Raw genomic sequence first — 20,669 nt, 5'->3', positions numbered from 1 at the left:
GTAAGGTGGATAGTGCTATGCGGTAGTTTTACTGCCGCACTCTATAGTGGCATCATTGCGCTACGCCGCTCTGTGATTTGAAAGGCAAACCCATGCGACGTTTCTTCATCAGTGCATTCTTATTGGTGTTAGTAACGCTGGCTGCTTGCGGGCCGGCCACCACGACGACCACCGCGCCGGCGACAACAACCAAGCTGCCGGCAGAAATCAATGTGGCCCGGCTGAAGATGATGCTCGATCAGAATGAGAATTTCTTCTTGCTGGATGTGCGCACGCCGCAGGAATTTGTCCAAGACGGGCGTATCGCGCAGGCAACCCTCATCCCGCTGCAAGAACTTGAGCAGCGTTTGAATGAGTTGCCCACCGATACGCCGATTGTCTGCATCTGCCGGTCGGGGAACCGCAGCGCAACTGCCTGTGATCTACTTCGCTCGCGCGGATTTGAAGTGGTCAATGTTGCCGGTGGCATGCGAGCATGGAAAGCCGCCGGCTATCCGGCGGTGGTCGGGCCGTAAAATCGTCGAAGCGCCGCACAACTGTGCGGTGCCATACGATCCATACGATCACGCGGTGTTACGATGAGCGTAAGCAGGGGCGGAATTTATAACTGTACACCAACACCCCATCTTCGCCAGTATCCATCAACCGGCGGGTAACCATCTCGACCGGCATGCCGATCGCGAGATCAGCTTCGTCGCAATCGGTCAATTGCGCTGTCACAAGCGGCCCTTCTGCCAAGCGCACCAGCGCCACCGGGTAGAGACCGAGACTTTCGTATCCCGAAGGTGCTTGGCGGATCACGCTGAAGCTATAGATCTCGCCGCGCCCGCTGAGCTGGTACGGTTCCCAATCGTTCGGGTCTTCATCGAGGGTTGGCGGCTGAGCCGGGAAGCGCACTTCGCCGGTGTGGCGATGGCGTTGTCCTTCCAGCCGATAGCGGGTGGTGCGTTCCCGCCAGTGTCGGGCAATATTCATGGCGCAAAACCTCCACTCAAGAGCGTAACAGCGGCTAGCAGTCCTGTCGTCACACAAATAAAGATGGTGCCGATAACGAACAAAATTATGGCAACGTAGAGAGCTTTCCGCGCGGGCAGATTCATGCCCGACTGAATAGCTATGTACGTCAAATAGATGCCGTACACCGTAAGACCGAACGAAATGATGAAACCAATGAAAGGGATCGCATTCGCGATCGTCTGCCCTACGGCTAGTGGTGATGAGAAGAGCGAAATGCCCCACGCCAGCTCGCCGAAGCTACCGGTACCACCAAAGGCTCGTCCGAGCAAGTAGATGAGACCCCAAACCACTAATGAGCCGATGATAGTACTAAAGATACCACCCAAAACAAGACTGATAACATTACCTTGTTGGGCGAGCGTTGCGTCGACAACGTCGCTTGGTAGTCCTTGTGCCTCGAGTTGCGCACGAATGGCTCCTACACGGAGGGGCCATGTGATTGCCGCCAGGATACCGTTGATTGCGCTGGCAATAACCGCGTAGATCAACGCCCAGACCAGATTATCGCGCTCATGCTGTTCGAACGTTTGGGCCGACGGTTTGGTAAGGACGGCGATACTGCCATTGACCATTTCCTGAAACATAAGTGTACTCCTTAGATATGGACACAGGCGGGAGCAGCCTTATTGTACCGCACGCAACTACCGCCGTAAAGGGGTACGCTTACGATTCGCGAATCAGGACATGGCTCACTGCGGTGGCGCCGATCCCGCCAAGTGATTGGGCCAAGCCGATGCGGGCCTGAGCGACTTGGGTGGCCCCTGCCGTGCCGCTGAGCTGGCGGGCGATCTCAATCACTTGGTAGACGCCGCTAGCCCCACCCACATCGCCGCGCGCTTTATAACCGCCAGCGGTGGCAATCGGTGTTTTGCCCGTGGGTGTGATCGCGCCTTCAGCAGCGTGGCGCGGGGCTGTGCCGGGTTCGTAACAGCCAATCGCTTCTAGCGCCAAAGTTGCGGCAATGCCGTGCGGGTCGGTCAGCTCCCAGACGTGAACATCGCCGACGCCGAGGTGGGCGCGGCCTAGCGCGATGTGGGCGCTGGCGCGGGCGGCGTTGAGTTCGAGCGGGTTGCGTCGGCGGTGCAAGGCTGGGGTATCGGTGGCAACCGCCGATCCAGCGATGCGGATGCGCGGGCCGTCAAGTTCGCGCGCCAACTGCTCGCCGACGATGAGGAGGGCGGCGGCGCCATCGGCCAGCGTGCTGCAATCGAGCAGGTTGAGCGGCGAGGCCACCATCGCCGCTTTGCGATACTTGCTGGCGTCAATCGCAAACCGGTAGAGCGCCAGCGGATTTTTCGCCCCGTTGGCATGGGCATTGATCGGGAACGGCGCGAAAGCGTCGGCAGTGTAGCCGTACTCGTGCATATAGCGCCGCATCAGCATCGCCCACTGCGCTGTGAGGGTGACGCCGTGCAACGCTTCTTCGTTGCTATCGGCGGCCATGGCCTGCGCTGCTTCGATCGCGTCTTCGAGGTGATCGGTGACCTTTTCGACCCCAATTACCAAGGCCAGCGGCAAACCGTTTTGCACCGCTTGCACCGCTTGATAGAGCGCCAACGCGCTGCTGGCGCCGGCAGCTTCAATGCGGAGGGCCGGAATCGATGGCGAGAGACCGAGCACGCTGGCCAGATACGCGCCGAGCTGGCCTTGCCCGTACAATTCTTCGCTGTAGGCGCTGCCCACATAGAGCGCGCCGATCTGATGCGGCGCAATCCCCGGCGCGCTGGTCAGCGCCAGCCGCCCCGCTTCACTGGCCAGATCGGCCAGATCACGCCCGTAATGCTCGCCGACGGCGGTCGCGCCAATGCCGGCAATATAGACGTTGGTCATAACGACTCCTTCATCGTAGCGATGACCTTCATTCCTCTTGGGTGAGTTTGAGGAATTGTAAGGGTTCGATCCTCTTGGTGCGTGTCCTTGCTCTACGTGACAAGAGAACGTTTGGCGAGAGGGGATAGGGTTAGAACTGAATGCTCTCCCCTCACCCCATCACCAACTTCCCGCGCCACTTGGCATAGATCGCGTAATCAATCATCACGGTGCGCTTAAGGTAGGCCGCGGTCAAGGGCGCGCGCTCGCGCCGCTCAAGGATCGCGTCGGTGACGGTGAGGGCGTAGGCGTCAGAACCGGCCCCGCTGCCGTAGCTGGTCACGAAGATGGTGTCACCCGGCTTCGCCACGTCGAGAATGGCGCATAGCCCAACCAGCGCCGCCCCCGAATAGGTGTTGCCGATCTGCGGGCTGAGCAGGCCCGGCGCGATTTGGGCGTCGGTAAAGCCGAGCCGCTTGGCGACCGCTTGCGGGAATTTGGCATTGGGTTGGTGGAAGACAGCGTAGGTAAAGTCGGCGGCAGTGCGATTCAATTGGCGCAACAATTCGCTCGCCGCCGATTGAATCTGGTGGAAATAGGCCGGCTCGCCGGTGAAGCGGTTGCCATGCACCGGATAGGGCCGGTCGGCGCGGCGGTAAAAGTCAGGCGTATCAGTGACATACGAGAGGGTCGCGTCAATCGTAGCTAACGCCTGCTCGGCGTGGCCAACGATCAACGCTGCCGCGCCGGCGGAAGCGGTGTATTCCAGCGCGTCGCCGGGCCGGCCTTGCGCCGTATCGGCGCCGATCGCCAGCGCATAGCGCTGCATCCCGCTGCCGACCAACGCCATCGCTGCCGTTAACGCTTCCGAGCCAGCCTTGCAGGCGAACTCCCAGTCGGCGGCGCTGACCCACGGGCCAGCGCCGAGCACTTCGGCCACGACCGTGCCCGATGGTTTGACGCTGTAGGGGTGGCTTTCGCTGCCGACCCAGACCGCGCCGAGATCGGCGGCGGGGATGGCGGCGCGGGCCAGCGCATTGCGCGCCGCTTCAATCGACATCGTGATCGTGTCTTCATCGGGGCCGGGGACGCTCTTGGCCTCCACCGGCACCCCGTTTTGGCCATCGGTCCAGATGCGGGCAATCTCGCGGGCCGCGATCCGGTAGCGCGGGATGTACACGCCATAGCCGATGATACCAACGGGTTGCTGAGGTTTCATCATAGATGATGCTCCGCTCTCTTGGCGCAAAGCGCACCAAACGATGCTCGTCGCGCAGCGACGAACCACAGATCGGCAGCAGACGGCTGCCAAACAGGTCCACTTCTTGTTTGGAAGACAAAAAACCTCACCCCAACGCGAAGTATCGTTCGCGGTTAGGCAGCGCTAGCGGCGGCCTGTTCGTCGTTGAGACAGGCCGCCGGAAGGTTAGGCATTAGTTGTTGGCGGGATCGCCAGCGACAGGCCGGCCTTCGAGTTCGGCGATAATCTCTTCGGCGCGCGCCAGCTTGATATTGCGCTCGGCTACCATCCGGCGGGCGACTTCATCGACCAGCGTGCCGGAAGCGCCGGCAGCCATCGCAATCTGGCGGGCATGCAGACCCATGTGGCCCTGCTGGATGCCTTCACAAGCCAGTGCGCGCATCGCAGCGAGGTTGTTGGCCAAGCCGGCAACCACGCAGACCTCGGCCAGTTCGTTGGCGCTGCGTACGCCGAGCAGCTTCAGCGCCGCCTGTGCAGTCGGATGCACTTTGGTTGCGCCGCCGACAATCCCGACCGAGAGCGGCATCTCAAGGGTGCCAACCAGATTGCCATGCTCATCGCGCTCCCAGTGCGAGAGCGAGGTGTAGCGACCGTTGCGGCTGGCGTAGGCATGCGCACCTGCCTCGACGGCGCGCCAGTCATTGCCGGTCGCGACCAGCACCGGGTCGATACCGTTCATGATGCCTTTGTTGTGTGTCGCCGCCCGGTAAGGGTCAACCGCGGCAAAGGCGTAGGCCCAGAGAATGCCTTCCACCACCTCTTCGCCGCTGAGGCCATCGCGGGCCAGCGAGGCTGCCGGCACCACGCAGCGGGCGCGGGCCAGCCGGCGGTCGGTCAGATTCGAGAGGATGCGCAGATAGACCTTGCCGCTAGTCATCTCGGCCAAGAGCGGCGCCACCGCTTCGGCCATGGTGTTGACCGCATTGGCTCCCATCGCGTCACGGCAATCGACGATCAGATGCACCACCAGCATCGGCCCCATCGGGCTAGTGGGGAAGAAGCGCACCTCAACATCGCGTGCGCCGCCGCCGAGTGCCACCAGCGAACGGCTCTGGGCATTGGCGAGCGCCAAAATCTCTTCCTTGCGGGCAAGGATTGCCTGGCGCGCCTGATCCGGGTCGGCGACATGCACCAACTGCACCTGTCCAATCATCAATGGTTCGGTGCTGCTGGTCTCAAACCCGCCGCCATCACGCACCATGCGGGCGGCGTAGCTCGCGCCAGCCACGATTGATGGCTCTTCCACCACCATCGGGATCAAGTAATCGCGCCCATTGATGCGGAAATTGGTGGCAATGCCAAGCGGCAGGTTGTACGTGCCAACCACATTCTCAATCATTTTATCGGCGCGCTCAATCGTCAAGGCGCCGCCGCTGCCGCCGTGCAGCGCACGCAAATCTTCATCAACCAGTCCGTCGAAAGATTTGACCATCTGTAGTCGCTCGAACGGATTGAGTTGATAGAAACCTTGTAGGCGAGAATTCTTGGTCCCCATGCGAGGACTCCTCCTTATGTCAGAATATTTTTAATCTCCGCTTTCTACGATACCATGATCGCCGCCAAAGATGGTTGAAAACAACTGTCAAAACCTATCATGAGCCTGTCTGAGGGCTGTCATGAGAGGATTTGAGCACGGTGAACGCCAGTTGTGGTACAATGAGAGGCGTGATGGGCAAACATTTGTTCGCATTCTTCATCTACTGGTGGTTGTTGTGGTTGAGTGCATGCGGGGCGGCGCAACCATTGCCGCTGCCCGTTGATATTGAGACCAAGGCGATTCGCGGCCCGCAACAAATGGTCGCCTTCTTATACCGTGACCAACAAGGGGCGCGATTAGTCAGCAGTCTCAGCGCCAGCACCGATCCTCCTGTCCCGTTGGAACCTCCTGAGCAGCAGGTGTGGCTCGGCGAGGTTGACGTACCTGCCGATGTGGCGCTGATTGCAGCCGGTAATGTGCAATACGGGATGGTCATCGTGCAGGGAGATTGGCAGCCTGCCGGCCAATATGGGCCGGGTGGGGTATGGCCGCACGCGCTGGCTTCACCGCGCCTGCAACCGTTTACGCCGGAAACGGTTGCTCTGGCGGACTTGCTGAGCAATACTCGCTATGAAGGGCAAGTGGTGCGGCTGCAGGCAGCGCTGATCGTTTCTACCGGCGCGAGCCTGCTCGTCGAAGAGATCGGCCCCGGCGGGGTGCCGGCTGCGACTGCGCACCAAATCAAGCTCCTCTACGGCGAGCGTGATCAAGCGCTGCTCGAACGCTTGCAGGCCAGCGGTGCCGCCCGCTTTGGCTACGTTGACGCCATTGGCCGGTGGCAACAGGGGCGGTTTGAACCGCTCTTGCTGACGCTGGCGCCGTAACACCGAGCAATCGTATCCCCTTGCCTTCCCATAGGCGAGGGGATGCGTTTTTTACCGCAGAGGGCGCTGAGGAGGCGGAGTGGGAGGGGGCAGCGTGCTGTTATTGCAAGGACGCGCAGCGCCCGCAGCAATCTCCGCCCGCCCTCGCGTTGCTGCGCCTCGCGGTGGGCCGAGCGCTGCTCTGCCCCTTCGCTCGGCTCGCAATGACAAGCGAGGAGCAGCTCTTCCCTACACATCCCTCTGCGCCCTTTGCGCTCTTCGCGCCTTTGCGTTACAACCTCTATGCCTTGGCTCGCTGTGCGGCTTGCGCCCTTCCTCACGGCGGGCGAGCTGACGAACCTACCCCAATCCGGCTAGCGCAGCGCGCACCCGTTGCAGCAACTGTTGTAGCGTAAACGGCTTGGCCAGCACGCAATCGCTTGGGATGCTCACCGACTCGCTACCGGCATACGCTGACACATACAACACCCGCAACGCCGGACGTTTGATGATAAGTTGGCGGTACAGCTCATCGCCGTTCATTGTCGGCAGCATGACATCGCTAATCAGCAGATCAATCGGCCCTTCGTGGCTCGTGGCGAGGCTCATGCCATGTTCGGGATCCATCGCCTCAAGCACGTGATACCCATGCAGGCGCAACGCGCTGGCAATCAGGAGTAATACCGCCGGTTCATCTTCAACCACCAGCACCGTCTCGTGTCCTGTCAACTGGTCGTTCGCGGCGATGTCGTTGCTTGGCACGGGCGCTGTATCAGCGAACGCCGGCAAATAGATGGTAAAGGTTGTGCCGTGGCCGGGGGCGCTCTGTACGTCAATGTGACCACGGTGTTGCTTGACGATACCGAACACGGTGGCAAGACCAAGGCCGGTGCCTTGCCCTTGGGGTTTGGTGGTGAAGAACGGTTCAAAGATGCGGGGCAGAATATCAGGCTCAATCCCGCAACCGGTATCTTGTACCTGCATCGTCACGTAGTCACCGGTGTCCAGACTGACCGGATGATACGGAGCATTGCCATCGAACCGCACTGGTGCGGTTGAGATGGTGATCGCACCGCTGCCTTCGATTGAGTCACGGGCGTTGATCACTAAATTGAGCAACACTTGTTCAATTTGACCTGTATCGGCAATGATTGGCCACAGATAAGGATTGAGCTGCAGATGGATGGCGATCCGTTCGCCGATCAAGCGCCGCAGAATCCCGGCAAAATCACTGATAATCTGATTGAGATTGACCGGCTTCATCTCGAGCCGCTGGCGGCGGCTGAAGGCCAGAATTTGGCGGGTCAGCGCAGTAGCGCGAATGCCGGCGGCCCGGATCTGGTCAAAATCGGCGTAGAGTTCACTGTCGGGCGGCGCTTCAAGCAATCCCATCTCGGCAAAGCCGATAATCGGTACCAGCAAGTTGTTGAGGTCGTGGGCAATACCGCTGGCCAATGCGCCAATCGCCTCTAGCTTCTGCGACTGGAAGAGCTGTTCGGTGAGCCGTTGCTGTTCTTCTTCCATCTGTTTACGATCGGTCAAATCGAGATGCGCGCCGAGCATGTGGGTCGGTTGGCCGTGCTGATCGTAGATCAGCGCCGCTTGCGAGCGGATCCAGCGGTAGCTACCATCTTTATGGCGGAGGCGGAACTCGAGCGCGAAATTGGGCCATGGTTGGCGCAGATAGCGGTTAATCGTGTTCAGGCAGCGCTCTCGATCATCGGGATGCAGCCGCTCTTCCCATACGGCGAAGGAATCAACCAGCTCATCAGCCGCATACCCAAGCTGCGCTTTCCATTCGGGCGAAAAAAAGACCCGATTGGTGGTCAGATCCCATTCCCATAAGCCGATGTGAGCTGACTGCACCGCGAGTTGCAGCCACATTTGGGCGCTGGTGAGCATCGACTGTTGCAGCCGGTTGACTTCGAGCGCCAGTCGGCGCGCGCGGAGCAGAATCTCGATCCGGGCTTGTAATTCGGCTTTCTGGATCGGGCTGATGACCAGTTCGTCAACCGTGCGCCAAAGATGGCGGGTGTGTAGTTGGAGGTCGCGCCGGGTCGTGACGAGGAGAAAGGGTAAAACGATGGGGTGGGCGGCGGCCCGGCGTTGCTGAATGGCCGTTTCGTATCGGTCAAGAGCGAGGCCATCGACGATGCAGAGCTGGAACGGCTGCTGCAGATCGGTGGCGCTGTGCCCTTCGATAATCTGATAGCGCGCTTGCAGCCAATCGCGCAGTTGGTTTCGATTGGTGGTATTGGCTAATAGTAGCAAAATCGTATCGCCGGGCATTGGCGATCCTTTATAGCTTATCGGCCCACGTTGGCATTCCACTCAGGATGCCCCGCAGGTTGGTCAGCGGCTTGCCCACCTTGATCCCGTACCGTGAAATAGTAAACTCGCGCAGTGTCTTCTCAAAATCACCCAACCGCTTCTTTAGCACGCCGATCGCCTTGCGCAGTTCGCCATCAATCTCTAAAAAGCGCAAGAAAATGATATTATCGCCCAAGTAACTTGCGCCAATGTCAGTGACTTGAAAATCGCCGACGATACTATTCGTATCCATAATAAGAATGACAGTCACACCTCTGCTTTGCAGATACTTGCTCAGCGCGTGCAATTGGCTGATCAGATCTTCCCCTTGCATACAGAGCCGGTAGCCGGTGACGCTATCGATCATCACCATCCTCACCTGTGCTTGCTCGACATAATAACGCAAGTGCTGGGTGAATTCATCCGAGTTATACTGTAACGGCTCGATCTTCTCAACCCGCAGCAGACGATGCGTTTGCATCGCGCGCACCGGAATGTTCACCGCTTCGCAGCGTTGCAGCATAATCTCGACCTCTTCCTCAAACGAGAAGACAATCGAGCGTTCACCGCGACTGGCCGCCTCTTTCATAAACTGGAAGCCGAGCGTCGTTTTACCAACGCCTGACGGGCCCGTGATGAGGGTGATGGTGCCGCGTTCAATACCGCCGTTCATCAACTCATCCAACTCTGGCACGCCGGAAGGCATGAGTGTAAAGGCATGGCCGGTGATCAACGGGCTGGGCACAATGCGCGGGAAGACGTGCAGGCCGCTGTCGGTCAGCCGCATCGCGTGACGACCGCTAATGAACGATGAGCCGCGCATTTTGCTCACGCTGAGGTAGCGCCCGCTTTGGATTAATTCGAGGGTAATGATACCATCGGCGATGTACTGAAGATCATCATCGGGAAAGGCTGAACTGTTCTCGGCGGAAAAGATCACGGTTGTCTGTTGTTCGGCCAGAAAGCGCAGAAATGAGATGACTTGCTTGCGGAACTGGAAGATATCAGGGGTCAGATAGCGGAACTGCGTAATCGGATCAAAAAAGACCCGGCTCGGTCGCAAGCTTTGCACCGTCTCGACAATTTGGCGGTTGATCGGCTCGCGTTCTACTTCCGCCGGCGAGAAGATATCGTAGATTTCGGTTTTGGCGAAGAAATCCGATGACGGGCTGAGGTCAAGAATATGCACGTTGCTGAGGTCGATGCCGATCCGCGCTGCGTTGCGACGAATTTTGCTTTCAGCCTCTTCGAGGCTGATAAAGAGTGCCGTTTCACCATTGGCGGCGCCGGCAGCGAGAAAGTGCAGGCCGAGCGTCGTCTTGCCGGCGCCGGGACCGCCGCGTACGAGGTAGGCATAGCGCGGAACCAACCCGCCGCCGATGATTTCATCGAGACCGGGGATGCCGGTAGTTAGGCGGTTCGCTACTGCGTCGTTCATGAGTTGTCCCTTTGGCTAGGCGCGTAGTCGCTACGCTTATCCTAACGATTTGGTCGATCCACGTCAAGAATTATGATACGAGCGCCAATCCTCTTCAGAATGTTGTAGCATGCTGGCATTGTGATCGTTATGTGGGTGGAAAGGAAAGGTTCATGAACGAGCGAGTGCAGCGGTTATGCGCCAAGTTGGCAGAGCAGGAATTGCCTGCGATTCTGCTGACGGCGCCAACCAGCCGGCGCTATCTCAGCGGCTTTACCGGCAGCGCCGGCGCGTTATTGATCAGCGCCGAGGCTGCCTTTTTGCTGACCGATGGCCGGTATACGGTGCGCGCGGCGGCTGAGGCGCCGGCGTTTACCTTGCGCGAAGTGCGCGCAGCGGTTTCACCGCTGCCGAAACTGGTTGCTGAGCTGGCGGCGGAATTGGATCTGAGCCGGCTGGGTTTTGAAGCGGCGGCGATGACAGTGGCCGAGTATCAGCAGTTTGCGAAGGCGTTGGCTGAAACGGTTGAGCTGGTGGCAACCGAGAACATCGTGGAAGAGCTGCGCGTGGTGAAAGATGCCGGCGAGATCGAGGTATTGCGGCGCGCGGCAGCGATCACCGATGCGGCGCTGGCGGCAGTGTTGCCGGTGTTGGCGCCTGACATGACCGAGCGCGAAGCGGCGTGGCGTCTCGAAGTGGCGCTGCACGATCTAGGGGCCGATGGGCCTTCCTTCTCGATTATTGTTGCCGCTGGCCGCAACAGCTCCCGTCCTCATCACGAGCCGGGCCATGATGTGTTGGGGGAAGGCCAGCCGATTATCATTGATATGGGGGCGCGGCTCAATGGTTATCACGCCGATCTCACCCGCACGATCGTGCTGGGCCAACCAGATGACACCTTCCGCGCGGTGTATGCGGCAACGCTCGCCGCGCAGCAGACGGCGATCCGCGCGTTGCGCCCCGGCTTGCCATGGGCCGAGGCCGATGCGATTGCGCGCCGGGTGATCGAAGAGGCCGGCTATGCCCATGGCATTGCCCATAGCTTAGGCCACGGCGTGGGTTTGGTCATTCACGAAGCGCCGTGGCTGCGGATCATGGCCCCTGACGCGCCGCCTAGCCCGCCGTTACAAGCCGGTATGGTGACGTCGGTCGAACCGGGGATTTATCTGCCGGAGTGGGGCGGGGTGCGGATTGAAGATTTGGCGCTCATTACTGATGACGGGTGTGAGGTGTTGTCACAGGCGCCGCGTTAGGGCAGAGAGGTGCAACAAGGGCACAGCAGTGCTGTGCCCTCATCAGGACAGGTGCGCAGCGCCGGTTCCTATACCTCGCGCACCGTGACCTTGCTCATCTTATCGCCTTGCTGGATGGCGTAGACGACGTCCATGCCAGACACGACCCTGCCAAACACGGTATGGCGGCCATTGAGGTGGGGTTGGGGGGTATGGGTGATGAAAAACTGGCTACCGTTCGTGTTGGGGCCGGCATTCGCCATCGAGATGACGCCGGCTTCGTGCTTGAGCGGGTTGCCCATCACCTCATCGGGGAAGCGGTAGCCGGGGCCGCCGCTGCCGCGCCCGGTCGGGTCGCCGCCCTGAATGACGAAATCCTTGATCACCCGATGGAAGGTGAGGCCATCGTAAAAGCCTTCACGGGTGAGGAAGACAAAATTGTTGACTGTCATTGGGGCATGTTGCGGATAGAGATCAAGCTCAATCGTACCGCGGGTGGTCTCCATCGTCACCCGATAGGTCTTGGTGACATCAATCTGCATTGCCGGCGGGCTGCTCCACTGTTTTGCCACGGGTGTGCTCCTCGTTCTTCCAAGTACAGCGATTGTTCGTCATTGTACCATTGAATGGGGTGATCTGAGAGGTCTTCGTCCGCTAGTGGAGGGGATTGCTTCGCCGCGCGGAGCGCGGCTCGCAATGACAGCAGGTTACGCATGCCATTGCGAGGGCGCGCAGCGCCCGAAGCAATCTCCTGCTGAGGCGAGAACGAACGCTGAGCGGGTTCCGTCCGCTTGCGGGGGGGGGGGATTGTGCAGCAAATGTGCTGTACCACTCGCGTCGGCGCGGGTTCCGTCCGCTAGCGGGGGGATTGCTGCGCCGCCGGAGGCGGCTCGCAATGACAACCATCTCCCCTACGGCAACCAACCTCTTGCCTGCAACTCTTCATTGCCGACAAGACAGAGGAACAACCGGTCATCACGCTGCTCAATCCGCCCGCGCTCAAACCATTGCTGGTCAGGATTGGATGGGCTCAGCGGATAACCAAGGGTTGCTACACCGCCATATTTCACCCATGCCTGCAACATCTTGCCGCACAGGTTATAGCCAGTTTGCGGGAAGTAACGGCAACCGGCGCGCAGGTGTTCAGTGGGAGCCGGCCCCTGCTCTGTGATGAGCGCTGCCGCCACCCGGCCAAGCGTTGGCGTCGCGTTGTCTGTCAGCGGCGCCTCAATCCGGCCCCGTTCAAAATATTGCACCAACTCATCGCGCCCGCTATCAACATTGCGCTCGATCAACGGCACCGTGCGCGGCATGCCGAGCGTGATCATCCCACCCACCTGCTGCCAGCGACTGAGAAACGGCTCGCTCAGTGTTTGGCCGGTGGCCGGAAAATAACGCTCACCGCTCTCAGGTGATTGGGGTGTCGTAGGCAATGCGGCTGTGGGCAAGAGACCCCGTGCGCGCAGCAAGGCCGGCCCATCCGGGGTTGCCGCCCGGTAAATGCCGTGAATGGTGCCTACTAAGACGACGCCGGTCGGGCTGACATTGATGTCGGTAATGTCGGGGGTGTAGGGAATATCGTCGCGCAACGCGATCGGACGCGCCAGTTGCAAGCGGAGTTCGCGCCAGCCGGCCAGATCATCCCAGCGTTGCGGGTCAAGGTTCCGCCACACATGCCCGTCGTCGCTGCCGGCCCAGAGTGTGCCGCCGCTGACGATGCTCACCGCGATCCGTGTTGCCGGCAGCGGCGCTGCCACCCAGTTGACGCCGTCAGTACTGCGCCAGAGTGCGCTTCCCGACACCGATGGCTGATCGGGGCTGGCAATCAGCGCGATCAAGGCGTCGTCGGGGCCAACCAGCAATTCGCGCGGGCGGGCGGCAGCCGGCCATTCGCCCCAGCGATGCCACGTCAGACCGCTATCCGTGGAACGGAAAAGTTGCCGGTTAGCGATCGCATACACTGTGCCATCAGGTGCAACGGCTAGCGTCGTTTCAGCCGGGTCGGGCAACGGTTGGGCCAGATCGCGCCACGTGAAGCCGCCATCATCCGAACGGCGCAGCCGCCAGTCGCCGTGAATCGCCAAGAGCGCGCCGTTATGCTGGGAGACAAGCGCGAGCTGATAATACATTGCCCGGCTGACAATCTGCCAATGGTCGCCAAAATCAGCGCTGCGGTAGAGGTACGGATCACCCCAGCGATAGAGGTACAAGATGCGCCGTTCGGTGTCAACAACGATGCGTCCGTAATGCAAATTCGGCGTTTCGGCGCTCAGCGGCTGCCATGTGCGGCCCGCATCAACACTATGCCAGCCGCCGATGGGCGAGGTCGCGTAGACATGATTCGCATCCAGCGGATCCCAAACAAGGTTATGCAAATGCGGGTAGAGGTAATCGCTAGGTGATCCCATCATTGGCGCCGGGCGAGCGTGGAGTGATGCCGGTGCAGAGCTGATTAGCGCAAAGATGAGGAGAATAAGGGCGGTTGGCAAGCAAACGTTGCGCATAGCGGTGCTTTCACTGTCGTACAAGAAATTTAATCTGAATACAGACCATTTTAAATATAGTCAGTACATTATGTGGTCATTGCAAGGGCGCGTAGCGCCCGAAGCAATCTCCCGCTTCAGTGAGAATCATGGCTGAGTGGTCTCCATCCGCTCGCGCGGGGGATTGCTTCGCCGCCGGAGACGACTCGCAATGACAAGAGGGGCGATGGCTTCGCCGCAGTGGTCAGCGCAGCGTGTTGCTCTTCAGGTGGCGGTTTTCCCCTCACCCTTCCCCCAACCGGCGGGTGGCATAGGTGAGCTCTTTGGCAGTCGCGCCGGGGCGGTGAGTTTGGTCGAGGGTGGCGGCTTCGGCGCTGGCCAGTGCGGCCAGTTCCGTTTCACCGGCTTCGTGCAGGCGCGCCGCCAGTTGGCGCAACAGTTTGGCTGCCGTTGCGTAGTCGCCTTGCTGACGAGCAAGGTTGGCGCGCTGGTGCAGGTGGGCGATGGTGGCGCGGGTGATGATCGGCAGTAAGGCGGGCGGCGGGTTGGTCGCCTGTAGCTCGTAGTGGGCGATGAGGTCGTAATGTTGTTCGTATTGGCCGCTGCTGAAGTGGAGGCGGGCCAGCCGGCGCTGGCTGCCGGGCGGGCCGGGGGCGACGAGGAATTCGCAGAGCAAACGCACCGAGTCGCCACGGCACAGATCGCCGAGGGGTAGGGTCAGGCGCCGTCCATGTTCGGTGCTTACCGGCGTAAGCACACTTAAGGTTGGGGAGAGGCGGGTGATCCGGCGTAGTGTCACTGTCTGCGGGAACGTCATGTGCAGACTCAGCGCGTGGATAGTGGTCTGGCGCGCGTGCTCCAACTCGGCGGAGATAATCATCGGAATATGACCGGCCTCTTGGCCAAAACTGGCACGACCACCACTAAGATCGGCAATCTGCGTGAGGAGCGTTTCTTCAAATGTACTGCCAAGCCCGATCGTGCTGATCGTAATACCGCGAGTTGCTGCTTCGCGGGCTAGTGTGGTACACATAGTGGTATCCGCCGTGAAGCCATCGGTAAGTAACACCACCCGTCGTACTGCCGGTTGATCGGTGACCACAAACTGGGCTAGTGCTAGTTGCAACCCTTGGGCCAGATTGGTGCTCTCGCCAAGCCGCAGCATAGGCAGGCGAGCAATCGCTCCGATCAATTCGGTGCGTCGGTAGCCGGATGTACTTGGTGCGAGGACGAGCGCATCGCTAGCGCAGGCGATGATTGCCATCTGGTCGTCAGGAGTGAGTCGTTCAACAACACTGTGTAATGCACGCACGGTATAGTCAATCGGACTAGGAAATTGACTGCGTGCTTCACTGCTTAGGGGATTTGCCAATTGCCAAACCGGTACTCCATCGACCAAGACCTCGTGAGCGCCGCCGTTACGCACCAACTCGCGAAACCGGTGCTCGTCGACAATGGGGATGCGCATCGAGCGACTAGCATCGGCGACCAACACAAGGTGTAGTGGCAACGTGTGGTCACCTTCAGCGGTAATCACCAGGTGAACATACGTCACCTGGGGCTGGGTCAGAGGTGGTAATTGCAACGGTTGCGGATCACACTGCACACGCAACAGCATAAGGGGTCATCCTTAGTTACATTGTGCCGGCAGTGGTGGGTCGCTGAAGATTAATTCGAGCACTGAACCGTTGTTATATGTCGTCACTCGGCGTGTCCGAGTAATAGAAAGCAATTCATTTGAACCGGCAACACGAATACACGAGTCGACACTCGTGGTTTCGACGGTTTCACGAATACCACCGCGTGGAATACCGATGATAAACTCTTGTACGATAGTCAATTTGGTCGGTTGGAGGAAGCTAAGACCAAGCAGGCTCATAGAGATCATTGCCAAAATAAAGAGCCAGAGATTGCAACCGATCGCCCGACGTTTGGCCGGTGGTTTTTCGGGCTGAGTTGATTGCGCTGGTGGTTTATTCGGTGCGGCTGACATACGGCTTACCTGTGACAGATCAATCCGGCTGCTCATTGGCCGGCATCGGTTCGAGATCGACGAGGTGAGCACCGGCGGCAACACTTGCGCCGGCCTGATACGGCAAGCGGCGGACAATACCGGCATAGGGTGCGACAATGGTATGTTCCATTTTCATCGCTTCAAGAACGAGGAGGGGTTGTCCCTCGCGCACCTGTTCGCCAACGGCAACGTGTAGCCGCACGATGGTACCCGGCATCGGAGCATTGAAACTCGCGGCATTCTGATCGGCGGTGCGAATAACCGTATCGGCGGTGAGCGGGGCTGGTCGTTGCACGTGATACGCTTCACCACGCCAACCGATCAGCCAACCATCGTTGGCTCGTGCAAAGAAGAATTGGCTCCGCTGACCATCCATATCAAGCGCCAATTCGTAATCGCCACGCCGCACCAACGTCGCATGGACATGCCAATGATCGCCGGCTACATGCCACCCAACAGTCTGCGGCGTCACCCGCAGCCGGTGTTCGCCGTGCGCGGTGAATGTCAGTGGAATGGTGTCACCGCCAAGTCGCCAGACTGCTGCCGGCGGATCGCGCGCCGGTGGCTCGGTCGTGACACTGAGGATAGCAGCGGCGATGAGTACTTCGCGTGGTGGAGGGCCTGCCGGTGGAACAATCCCCTCGTGTTCGGTGAGGAATCCGGTATGAGTCGCGCCATCGGCGAACGCGGGATGCTCGGCAATTGCTTGCAAGAGTGGTAGATTGGTGGTCGGACCGAGTACTGCCATCTCGCGTAACGCACGGCGTAAGCGTGCGACAGCTTGGGGCCGGTCGGCGCCGGCCACAATAATCTTCGCCAGCAACGGATCGTAATGCACCATCACCTCATCACCGCTGGTCAGACCGGCATCAACGCGCACGCCCGGCCCTTGAGGAGGGACAAACAGCGCCACTTTACCGACTGCCGGCAAAAAGGTGCGCGGGTCTTCGGCGTACAAGCGTACTTCGATGGCGTGACCACGCACGCTAATATCTTCTTGGCGGAAGGGGAGGTGCTCGCCGGCGGCAATCGCAATCTGCAAATGAACCAGATCGTAGCCGCAGACCAGCTCGGTCACGGGATGCTCCACTTGCAGTCGTGTATTCATCTCCAAAAAGTAAAACTCACCGTTCGGTGCCAGAATAAATTCAACCGTACCGGCATTGACATAACCGGCAGCGCGAGCGATAGCGACGGCAGCATTCCCCATCGCTGCCCGGAGCGCCGGGGTCAGGGCAGGCGAGGGTGCCTCTTCAACGACCTTCTGATGACGGCGCTGAATTGAACAATCACGTTCACCGAGATGCACGACATTGCCGTAGCGGTCGGCCAAGACTTGAATCTCAACGTGGCGTGGTCGTAGGACGAGCCGCTCGATGATCAGGCGGTCATCGCCGAAAGCCGCCCGTGCCTCACGGCGGGCGCCTTCGATAGCTACCGGCACCTCGGCCAAATCGCCGACCGAACGCATCCCTTTGCCGCCGCCACCGGCGCTAGCCTTGATCAACAACGGCGGCCCGATCCGCCGTGCCTCGGCAATCAGACGTTCGTCACTCTGATCTTCACCGTCATACCCAGGCACAACCGGCACACCGGCAGCTTGAGCCAACGCGCGTGCTTCGGCCTTTCCCCCCATCGCGGCAATCGCTTGCGGAGGTGGCCCGATAAAGGTGATCCCCGCTGTTGCACACTGTTCGGCCAACTTCACACTTTCACTCAAAAAGCCATAACCGGGGTGGATGGCTTCGGCCTTAAGTTTCACTGCGGCCTCAACGATTGCTTCGGCGCGCAGATAGCTCTGGGCGGCGGGTGGTGGCCCGATCAAAACCGCAGCATCGGCCATGCGCACGTGGAGTGCCTGTGCATCGGCTTCGGAATACACAACAACCGGGCTAATCCCTAATTCGCGGCAAGCGCGAATGATCCGCACGGCAATCTCGCCACGATTTGCGATCAAGATGCGGTTGAACATGGGCGTAGTTTGGGCAAGACAGCTTCGCCGAAAGCTTTAATCCATTCAACCTGATTACGACCAACATTATGAATATAAATCTCGTCAAAACCGAGATCGATAAATTGCTGGACATGCGCGCGGTGCTGATCGAGATCGGACGAAATCAACACTCGTCCACGAAAATCTTCAGGCCGCACCAGTTTGGCCATTGCGGCGAAGTCTTCCGGTGAGCGAATGTCCTGCTTAGGGAAGTTCATCCCACCGTTTGGCCATTGGGTCAGTGCATTCTGCAATGCCTCTTCGTCAGTCGGTGCCCACGAGATGTGCAACTGCAACAATTTTGGCATTTTGTCGGGGTCTTTGCCGGCTTCACGTGCGCCGGCGGCGAAGTCGGTCAGAATGCGGCGTAACTTTTCAGGAGCGGCGCCCGGTGTGATCAGCCCGTCACACGTCTTACCAGCCCAGCGTAAGGTTTGTGGGCCGGTTGCAGCAATATAAATTGGTACTGGTTGTTCGGGGAGTGTCCACAACCGGACCTTATTCATCTGAAAATAGCGTCCGCGGTAGCGGGTCTCTTTGCCGCTGAGCAGCTTCTGAATAATCTCGGTCGCTTCTTGCAGCATTTCAAACCGTACCAGCGGTTCGGGCCACACACCACCGACCACATTCTCATTCAATAATTCCCCACTCCCTAACCCCAGCCAAAACCGACCGGGGAACATTGCACCAAGGGTCGCGGCGGCTTGGGCAATGACAGCAGGGTGGGTACGGAATGACGGGCAGGTAACACCCGGACCAAAGCGGTGGTTGGTGACAACGCCCAAAGCTCCCATCCAACTGTAGACGAAGGCATTATGTCCCTGGGCCGGTACCCACGGTTGGAAATGGTCGGCAGCCATCACACCGCGGAAACCGTATTGTTCGGCGAGCCGGCAATGTTCGAGCAGTTCGTTTGGGTGAAACTGTTCTAAGGCTGCTGATATGCCAATTGTTGCCACAGGTTCAACCTTTGCATTTCAAGTGAGGTCTATCGCATAGTATACCACGGTCGTGTTTGCCCTTCGGCAGTCGGTTTACGGAGCAGGTGTCGCGATGGTAATGAGGCGATGGGTCAGTTCGACATTACCATCAACGATGACACGGTCGCCAATGCACGATACCAATGTCAGCCGTTCGTCGCCGGTGGGTAGGATATACGTCACTTGATCGGGAGTAACTCGCTCTTTGCGTGCGACCACATAGCGGAAGATGCTGCCATCGGCGCTGTAGAGGAAGATTTCGCTGCCAATTGCCAACCGTTCAACGTCGGCGAAGGGGGCTGGAATGTGCGGCGCTTTGCGGAAGCGCAAGACGTGTCCCCAGAGGACGATGTTTTCACCTTGCCCCGGTTTAGCGCTGTAGATGTACCAACCGACTTCGTGATCGAGCACAACCGGTACGTTGTTAGCATCAAGCCCGACGGGGAAAAGCTGGCGGTCGAGATTGATGTCCGGAATAACGAGCCGTACCGGCGTGCGGTCGCCGGTAGGGGGTGGTGTTGGTGCAAACGTTGCGGTTGGCGATAGGGTTGGTGTGGAGGTGGTGGTAGGGGTGGCAGTTGGTGTGGATGTTGGCGCAACGGTTGCGGTTGCGGTTGGTAACGGAGTTAGAGTTGCGGTTGGCGTCGTGGTCGGTATACCGGTGGCAGTAGCGGTTGCGGTAGGCGATGAAACAGCTAGTGCCGCAGCATCGGTAGCGGTGCTGCATGCGCTGAGTACACAACAGGTGAGGAAGAGTTGCAATAACCTTCGTATCACATGTCACCTTCATCTAAAATCTGCTTTCTCCCTTTGATAAGCTACCACACTTTTGCCACCGCCGACGTAGGTTGTCGGGTCAGCCCGTTGCTATGCCCCTCAAGAACGGAACGGCGGGCGGTGTCGGCAAAGGGCATCGTGGCGGGTGTGTCGGGGCAGCGCGTTGCTATGCCCCTCAAGAACGGAACGGCAGGCGGTGTCGGCAACAGGGCATCGGGCGGGTCGGGCGTTGTGTCCATCGTCTGTCACTGTTGGTCGTGTCTGTTGATCATGGTGTACTATACCTCTATAAAATTTTCTTGTATGTTGCTTGACACCTATGCGCACCCTCACCATCCATTACCTCGGTCACATTGATTACACCACCGCGTGGGAAATTCAGCGTCGTCTAGCCCGGGAACGGTCACACGGCCAGATCGGCGATACTCTCCTGCTGCTCGAACATCCACCGACAATCACACTGGGTAACAAAGCCCACCCCGAACACATCTTAGCGACGCCGGCAGAGCTAGCTGCGCGTGGAGTCGCTGTTGTCCAGAGCGATCGTGGTGGTGAAGTGACGTACCACGCGCCAGGCCAACTCGTTGCCTATCCGATTTTCAAACTCTCGCAGCACGGTAGCGATGTCGGGCGTTACGTGCGCGGGTTGGAGGAGAGCGTGATCCGCGTATTGACCAGCTACGGCATCACCGGCGAGCGGGTCGCCGGTTTGACCGGCGTATGGGTGCGTGGCGGTGTGGCCAAGATCTGCGCGATCGGCGTTAAGCTCAGCGCGAGTGGCGTTACAACCCACGGCTTAGCCTTAAATGTTGATCCTGACTTGAGTGGGTTTGAACTGATTGTACCATGTGGAATCAGAGATCGTGGTGTAACATCGTTGGCGGTAGAACTCGGTGTAGCGCCGTCATTGGCCGAGGTGGCCGAGCGGTTAATCGCCTCGCTCTGCGAGATTTTTGATCTGCGACCGGTGAACGCTTTATCCTAGCAATCGATAATGCGGTACAATAGAGCAGTGAACATAGCGTGACATTGATTG

General features: G+C 59.3%; 18 protein-coding genes. 4 read left to right on the top strand and 14 right to left on the bottom strand.

Annotated features, from left to right (window positions below; genetic code table 11):
• Positions 1-92: 92 nt before the first annotated feature.
• Complete coding sequence (locus tag U9R61_RS08500) at positions 93-515, top strand: rhodanese-like domain-containing protein (protein ID WP_322488388.1); 423 nt, start codon at positions 93-95, stop codon at positions 513-515.
• Positions 516-573: 58 nt separating this feature from the next.
• On the opposite strand, the gene U9R61_RS08495 is transcribed toward U9R61_RS08500, so the two are convergent.
• From U9R61_RS08495 to U9R61_RS08475, 5 genes are all read right to left on the bottom strand, one after another.
• Entirely contained in the window at positions 574-975 is a 402-nt protein-coding gene (locus U9R61_RS08495) for a Zn-ribbon domain-containing OB-fold protein (RefSeq protein WP_322488387.1), read from the bottom strand.
• Positions 972-1,601, bottom strand: a complete 630-nt coding sequence (locus U9R61_RS08490) for a Yip1 family protein (protein WP_322488386.1) — start codon at positions 1,599-1,601, stop codon at positions 972-974. Before U9R61_RS08490 ends, U9R61_RS08495 begins: the two co-directional genes overlap by 4 nt.
• Positions 1,602-1,680: 79 nt before the next feature.
• Positions 1,681-2,847, bottom strand: a complete 1,167-nt coding sequence (locus tag U9R61_RS08485) for a thiolase C-terminal domain-containing protein (RefSeq protein WP_322488385.1) — start codon at positions 2,845-2,847, stop codon at positions 1,681-1,683.
• A gap of 151 nt (positions 2,848-2,998) precedes the next feature.
• Positions 2,999-4,048 (bottom strand): hydroxymethylglutaryl-CoA synthase, encoded by a 1,050-nt coding sequence (locus U9R61_RS08480; RefSeq protein ID WP_322488384.1) that lies wholly within the window; start codon positions 4,046-4,048, stop codon positions 2,999-3,001.
• A gap of 211 nt (positions 4,049-4,259) precedes the next feature.
• Complete coding sequence (locus tag U9R61_RS08475) at positions 4,260-5,582, bottom strand: hydroxymethylglutaryl-CoA reductase, degradative (RefSeq protein ID WP_322488383.1); 1,323 nt, start codon at positions 5,580-5,582, stop codon at positions 4,260-4,262.
• 173 nt (positions 5,583-5,755) lie between these two features.
• Here U9R61_RS08475 and U9R61_RS08470 point away from each other — a divergent pair, with 173 nt between their 5' ends.
• Positions 5,756-6,448: a hypothetical protein gene (locus tag U9R61_RS08470; protein ID WP_322488382.1), complete on the top strand. Its 693-nt coding sequence runs from the start codon at positions 5,756-5,758 to the stop codon at positions 6,446-6,448.
• A gap of 339 nt (positions 6,449-6,787) precedes the next feature.
• Here U9R61_RS08470 and U9R61_RS08465 read toward each other — a convergent pair whose 3' ends face one another.
• Entirely contained in the window at positions 6,788-8,716 is a 1,929-nt protein-coding gene (locus U9R61_RS08465) for an ATP-binding protein (protein WP_322488381.1), read from the bottom strand.
• A 10-nt stretch (positions 8,717-8,726) separates the two neighbouring features.
• Positions 8,727-10,175 carry an ATPase domain-containing protein gene (locus tag U9R61_RS08460; protein WP_322488380.1) on the bottom strand — a complete coding sequence of 483 codons (1,449 nt, stop codon included), beginning with the start codon at positions 10,173-10,175 and terminating at the stop codon, positions 8,727-8,729.
• A 152-nt stretch (positions 10,176-10,327) separates the two neighbouring features.
• On the opposite strand from U9R61_RS08460, the gene U9R61_RS08455 reads away from it, so the two are divergent.
• Positions 10,328-11,407, top strand: coding sequence for an aminopeptidase P family protein (locus U9R61_RS08455; protein ID WP_322488379.1), 1,080 nt, complete (start codon positions 10,328-10,330; stop codon positions 11,405-11,407).
• A 68-nt stretch (positions 11,408-11,475) separates the two neighbouring features.
• On the opposite strand, the gene U9R61_RS08450 is transcribed toward U9R61_RS08455, so the two are convergent.
• The 7 genes from U9R61_RS08450 to U9R61_RS08420 all read right to left on the bottom strand — a co-directional run bounded on the left by U9R61_RS08450 (position 11,476) and on the right by U9R61_RS08420 (position 19,633).
• Positions 11,476-11,958 (bottom strand): peptidylprolyl isomerase, encoded by a 483-nt coding sequence (locus U9R61_RS08450; RefSeq protein WP_322488378.1) that lies wholly within the window; start codon positions 11,956-11,958, stop codon positions 11,476-11,478.
• 339 nt (positions 11,959-12,297) lie between these two features.
• Positions 12,298-13,890: a sialidase family protein gene (locus tag U9R61_RS08445; RefSeq protein ID WP_322488377.1), complete on the bottom strand. Its 1,593-nt coding sequence runs from the start codon at positions 13,888-13,890 to the stop codon at positions 12,298-12,300.
• 262 nt (positions 13,891-14,152) lie between these two features.
• A complete protein-coding gene (locus tag U9R61_RS08440; protein ID WP_322488376.1) occupies positions 14,153-15,487 on the bottom strand; it encodes a vWA domain-containing protein in 1,335 nt (444 codons plus the stop codon).
• 12 nt (positions 15,488-15,499) lie between these two features.
• Entirely contained in the window at positions 15,500-15,862 is a 363-nt protein-coding gene (locus tag U9R61_RS08435; protein ID WP_322488375.1) for a hypothetical protein, read from the bottom strand.
• A 19-nt stretch (positions 15,863-15,881) separates the two neighbouring features.
• Positions 15,882-17,855 carry an acetyl-CoA carboxylase biotin carboxylase subunit gene (locus U9R61_RS08430; protein WP_322488374.1) on the bottom strand — a complete coding sequence of 658 codons (1,974 nt, stop codon included), beginning with the start codon at positions 17,853-17,855 and terminating at the stop codon, positions 15,882-15,884.
• The gene (locus U9R61_RS08425; protein ID WP_322488373.1) at positions 17,837-18,835 is read right to left on the bottom strand and encodes a TIGR03557 family F420-dependent LLM class oxidoreductase; all 999 of its coding nucleotides are present in this window, start codon (positions 18,833-18,835) and stop codon (positions 17,837-17,839) included. The genes U9R61_RS08430 and U9R61_RS08425 overlap by 19 nt, the downstream gene beginning before the upstream one ends.
• 75 nt (positions 18,836-18,910) lie before the next feature.
• Positions 18,911-19,633, bottom strand: coding sequence for a class F sortase (locus U9R61_RS08420; protein ID WP_322488372.1), 723 nt, complete (start codon positions 19,631-19,633; stop codon positions 18,911-18,913).
• A gap of 319 nt (positions 19,634-19,952) precedes the next feature.
• On the opposite strand from U9R61_RS08420, the gene lipB reads away from it, so the two are divergent.
• Positions 19,953-20,618, top strand: coding sequence for a lipoyl(octanoyl) transferase LipB (gene lipB, locus U9R61_RS08415; RefSeq protein WP_322488371.1), 666 nt, complete (start codon positions 19,953-19,955; stop codon positions 20,616-20,618).
• Positions 20,619-20,669 lie beyond the last annotated feature (51 nt).

This window comes from Chloroflexus sp. (assembly GCF_034431535.1).
Classification (GTDB): Bacteria; Chloroflexota; Chloroflexia; order Chloroflexales; family Chloroflexaceae; genus Chloroflexus.
The sequence above is the reverse complement of the archived record's forward strand: the minus strand, read 5'-3'. Positions and strand labels throughout refer to the sequence as shown.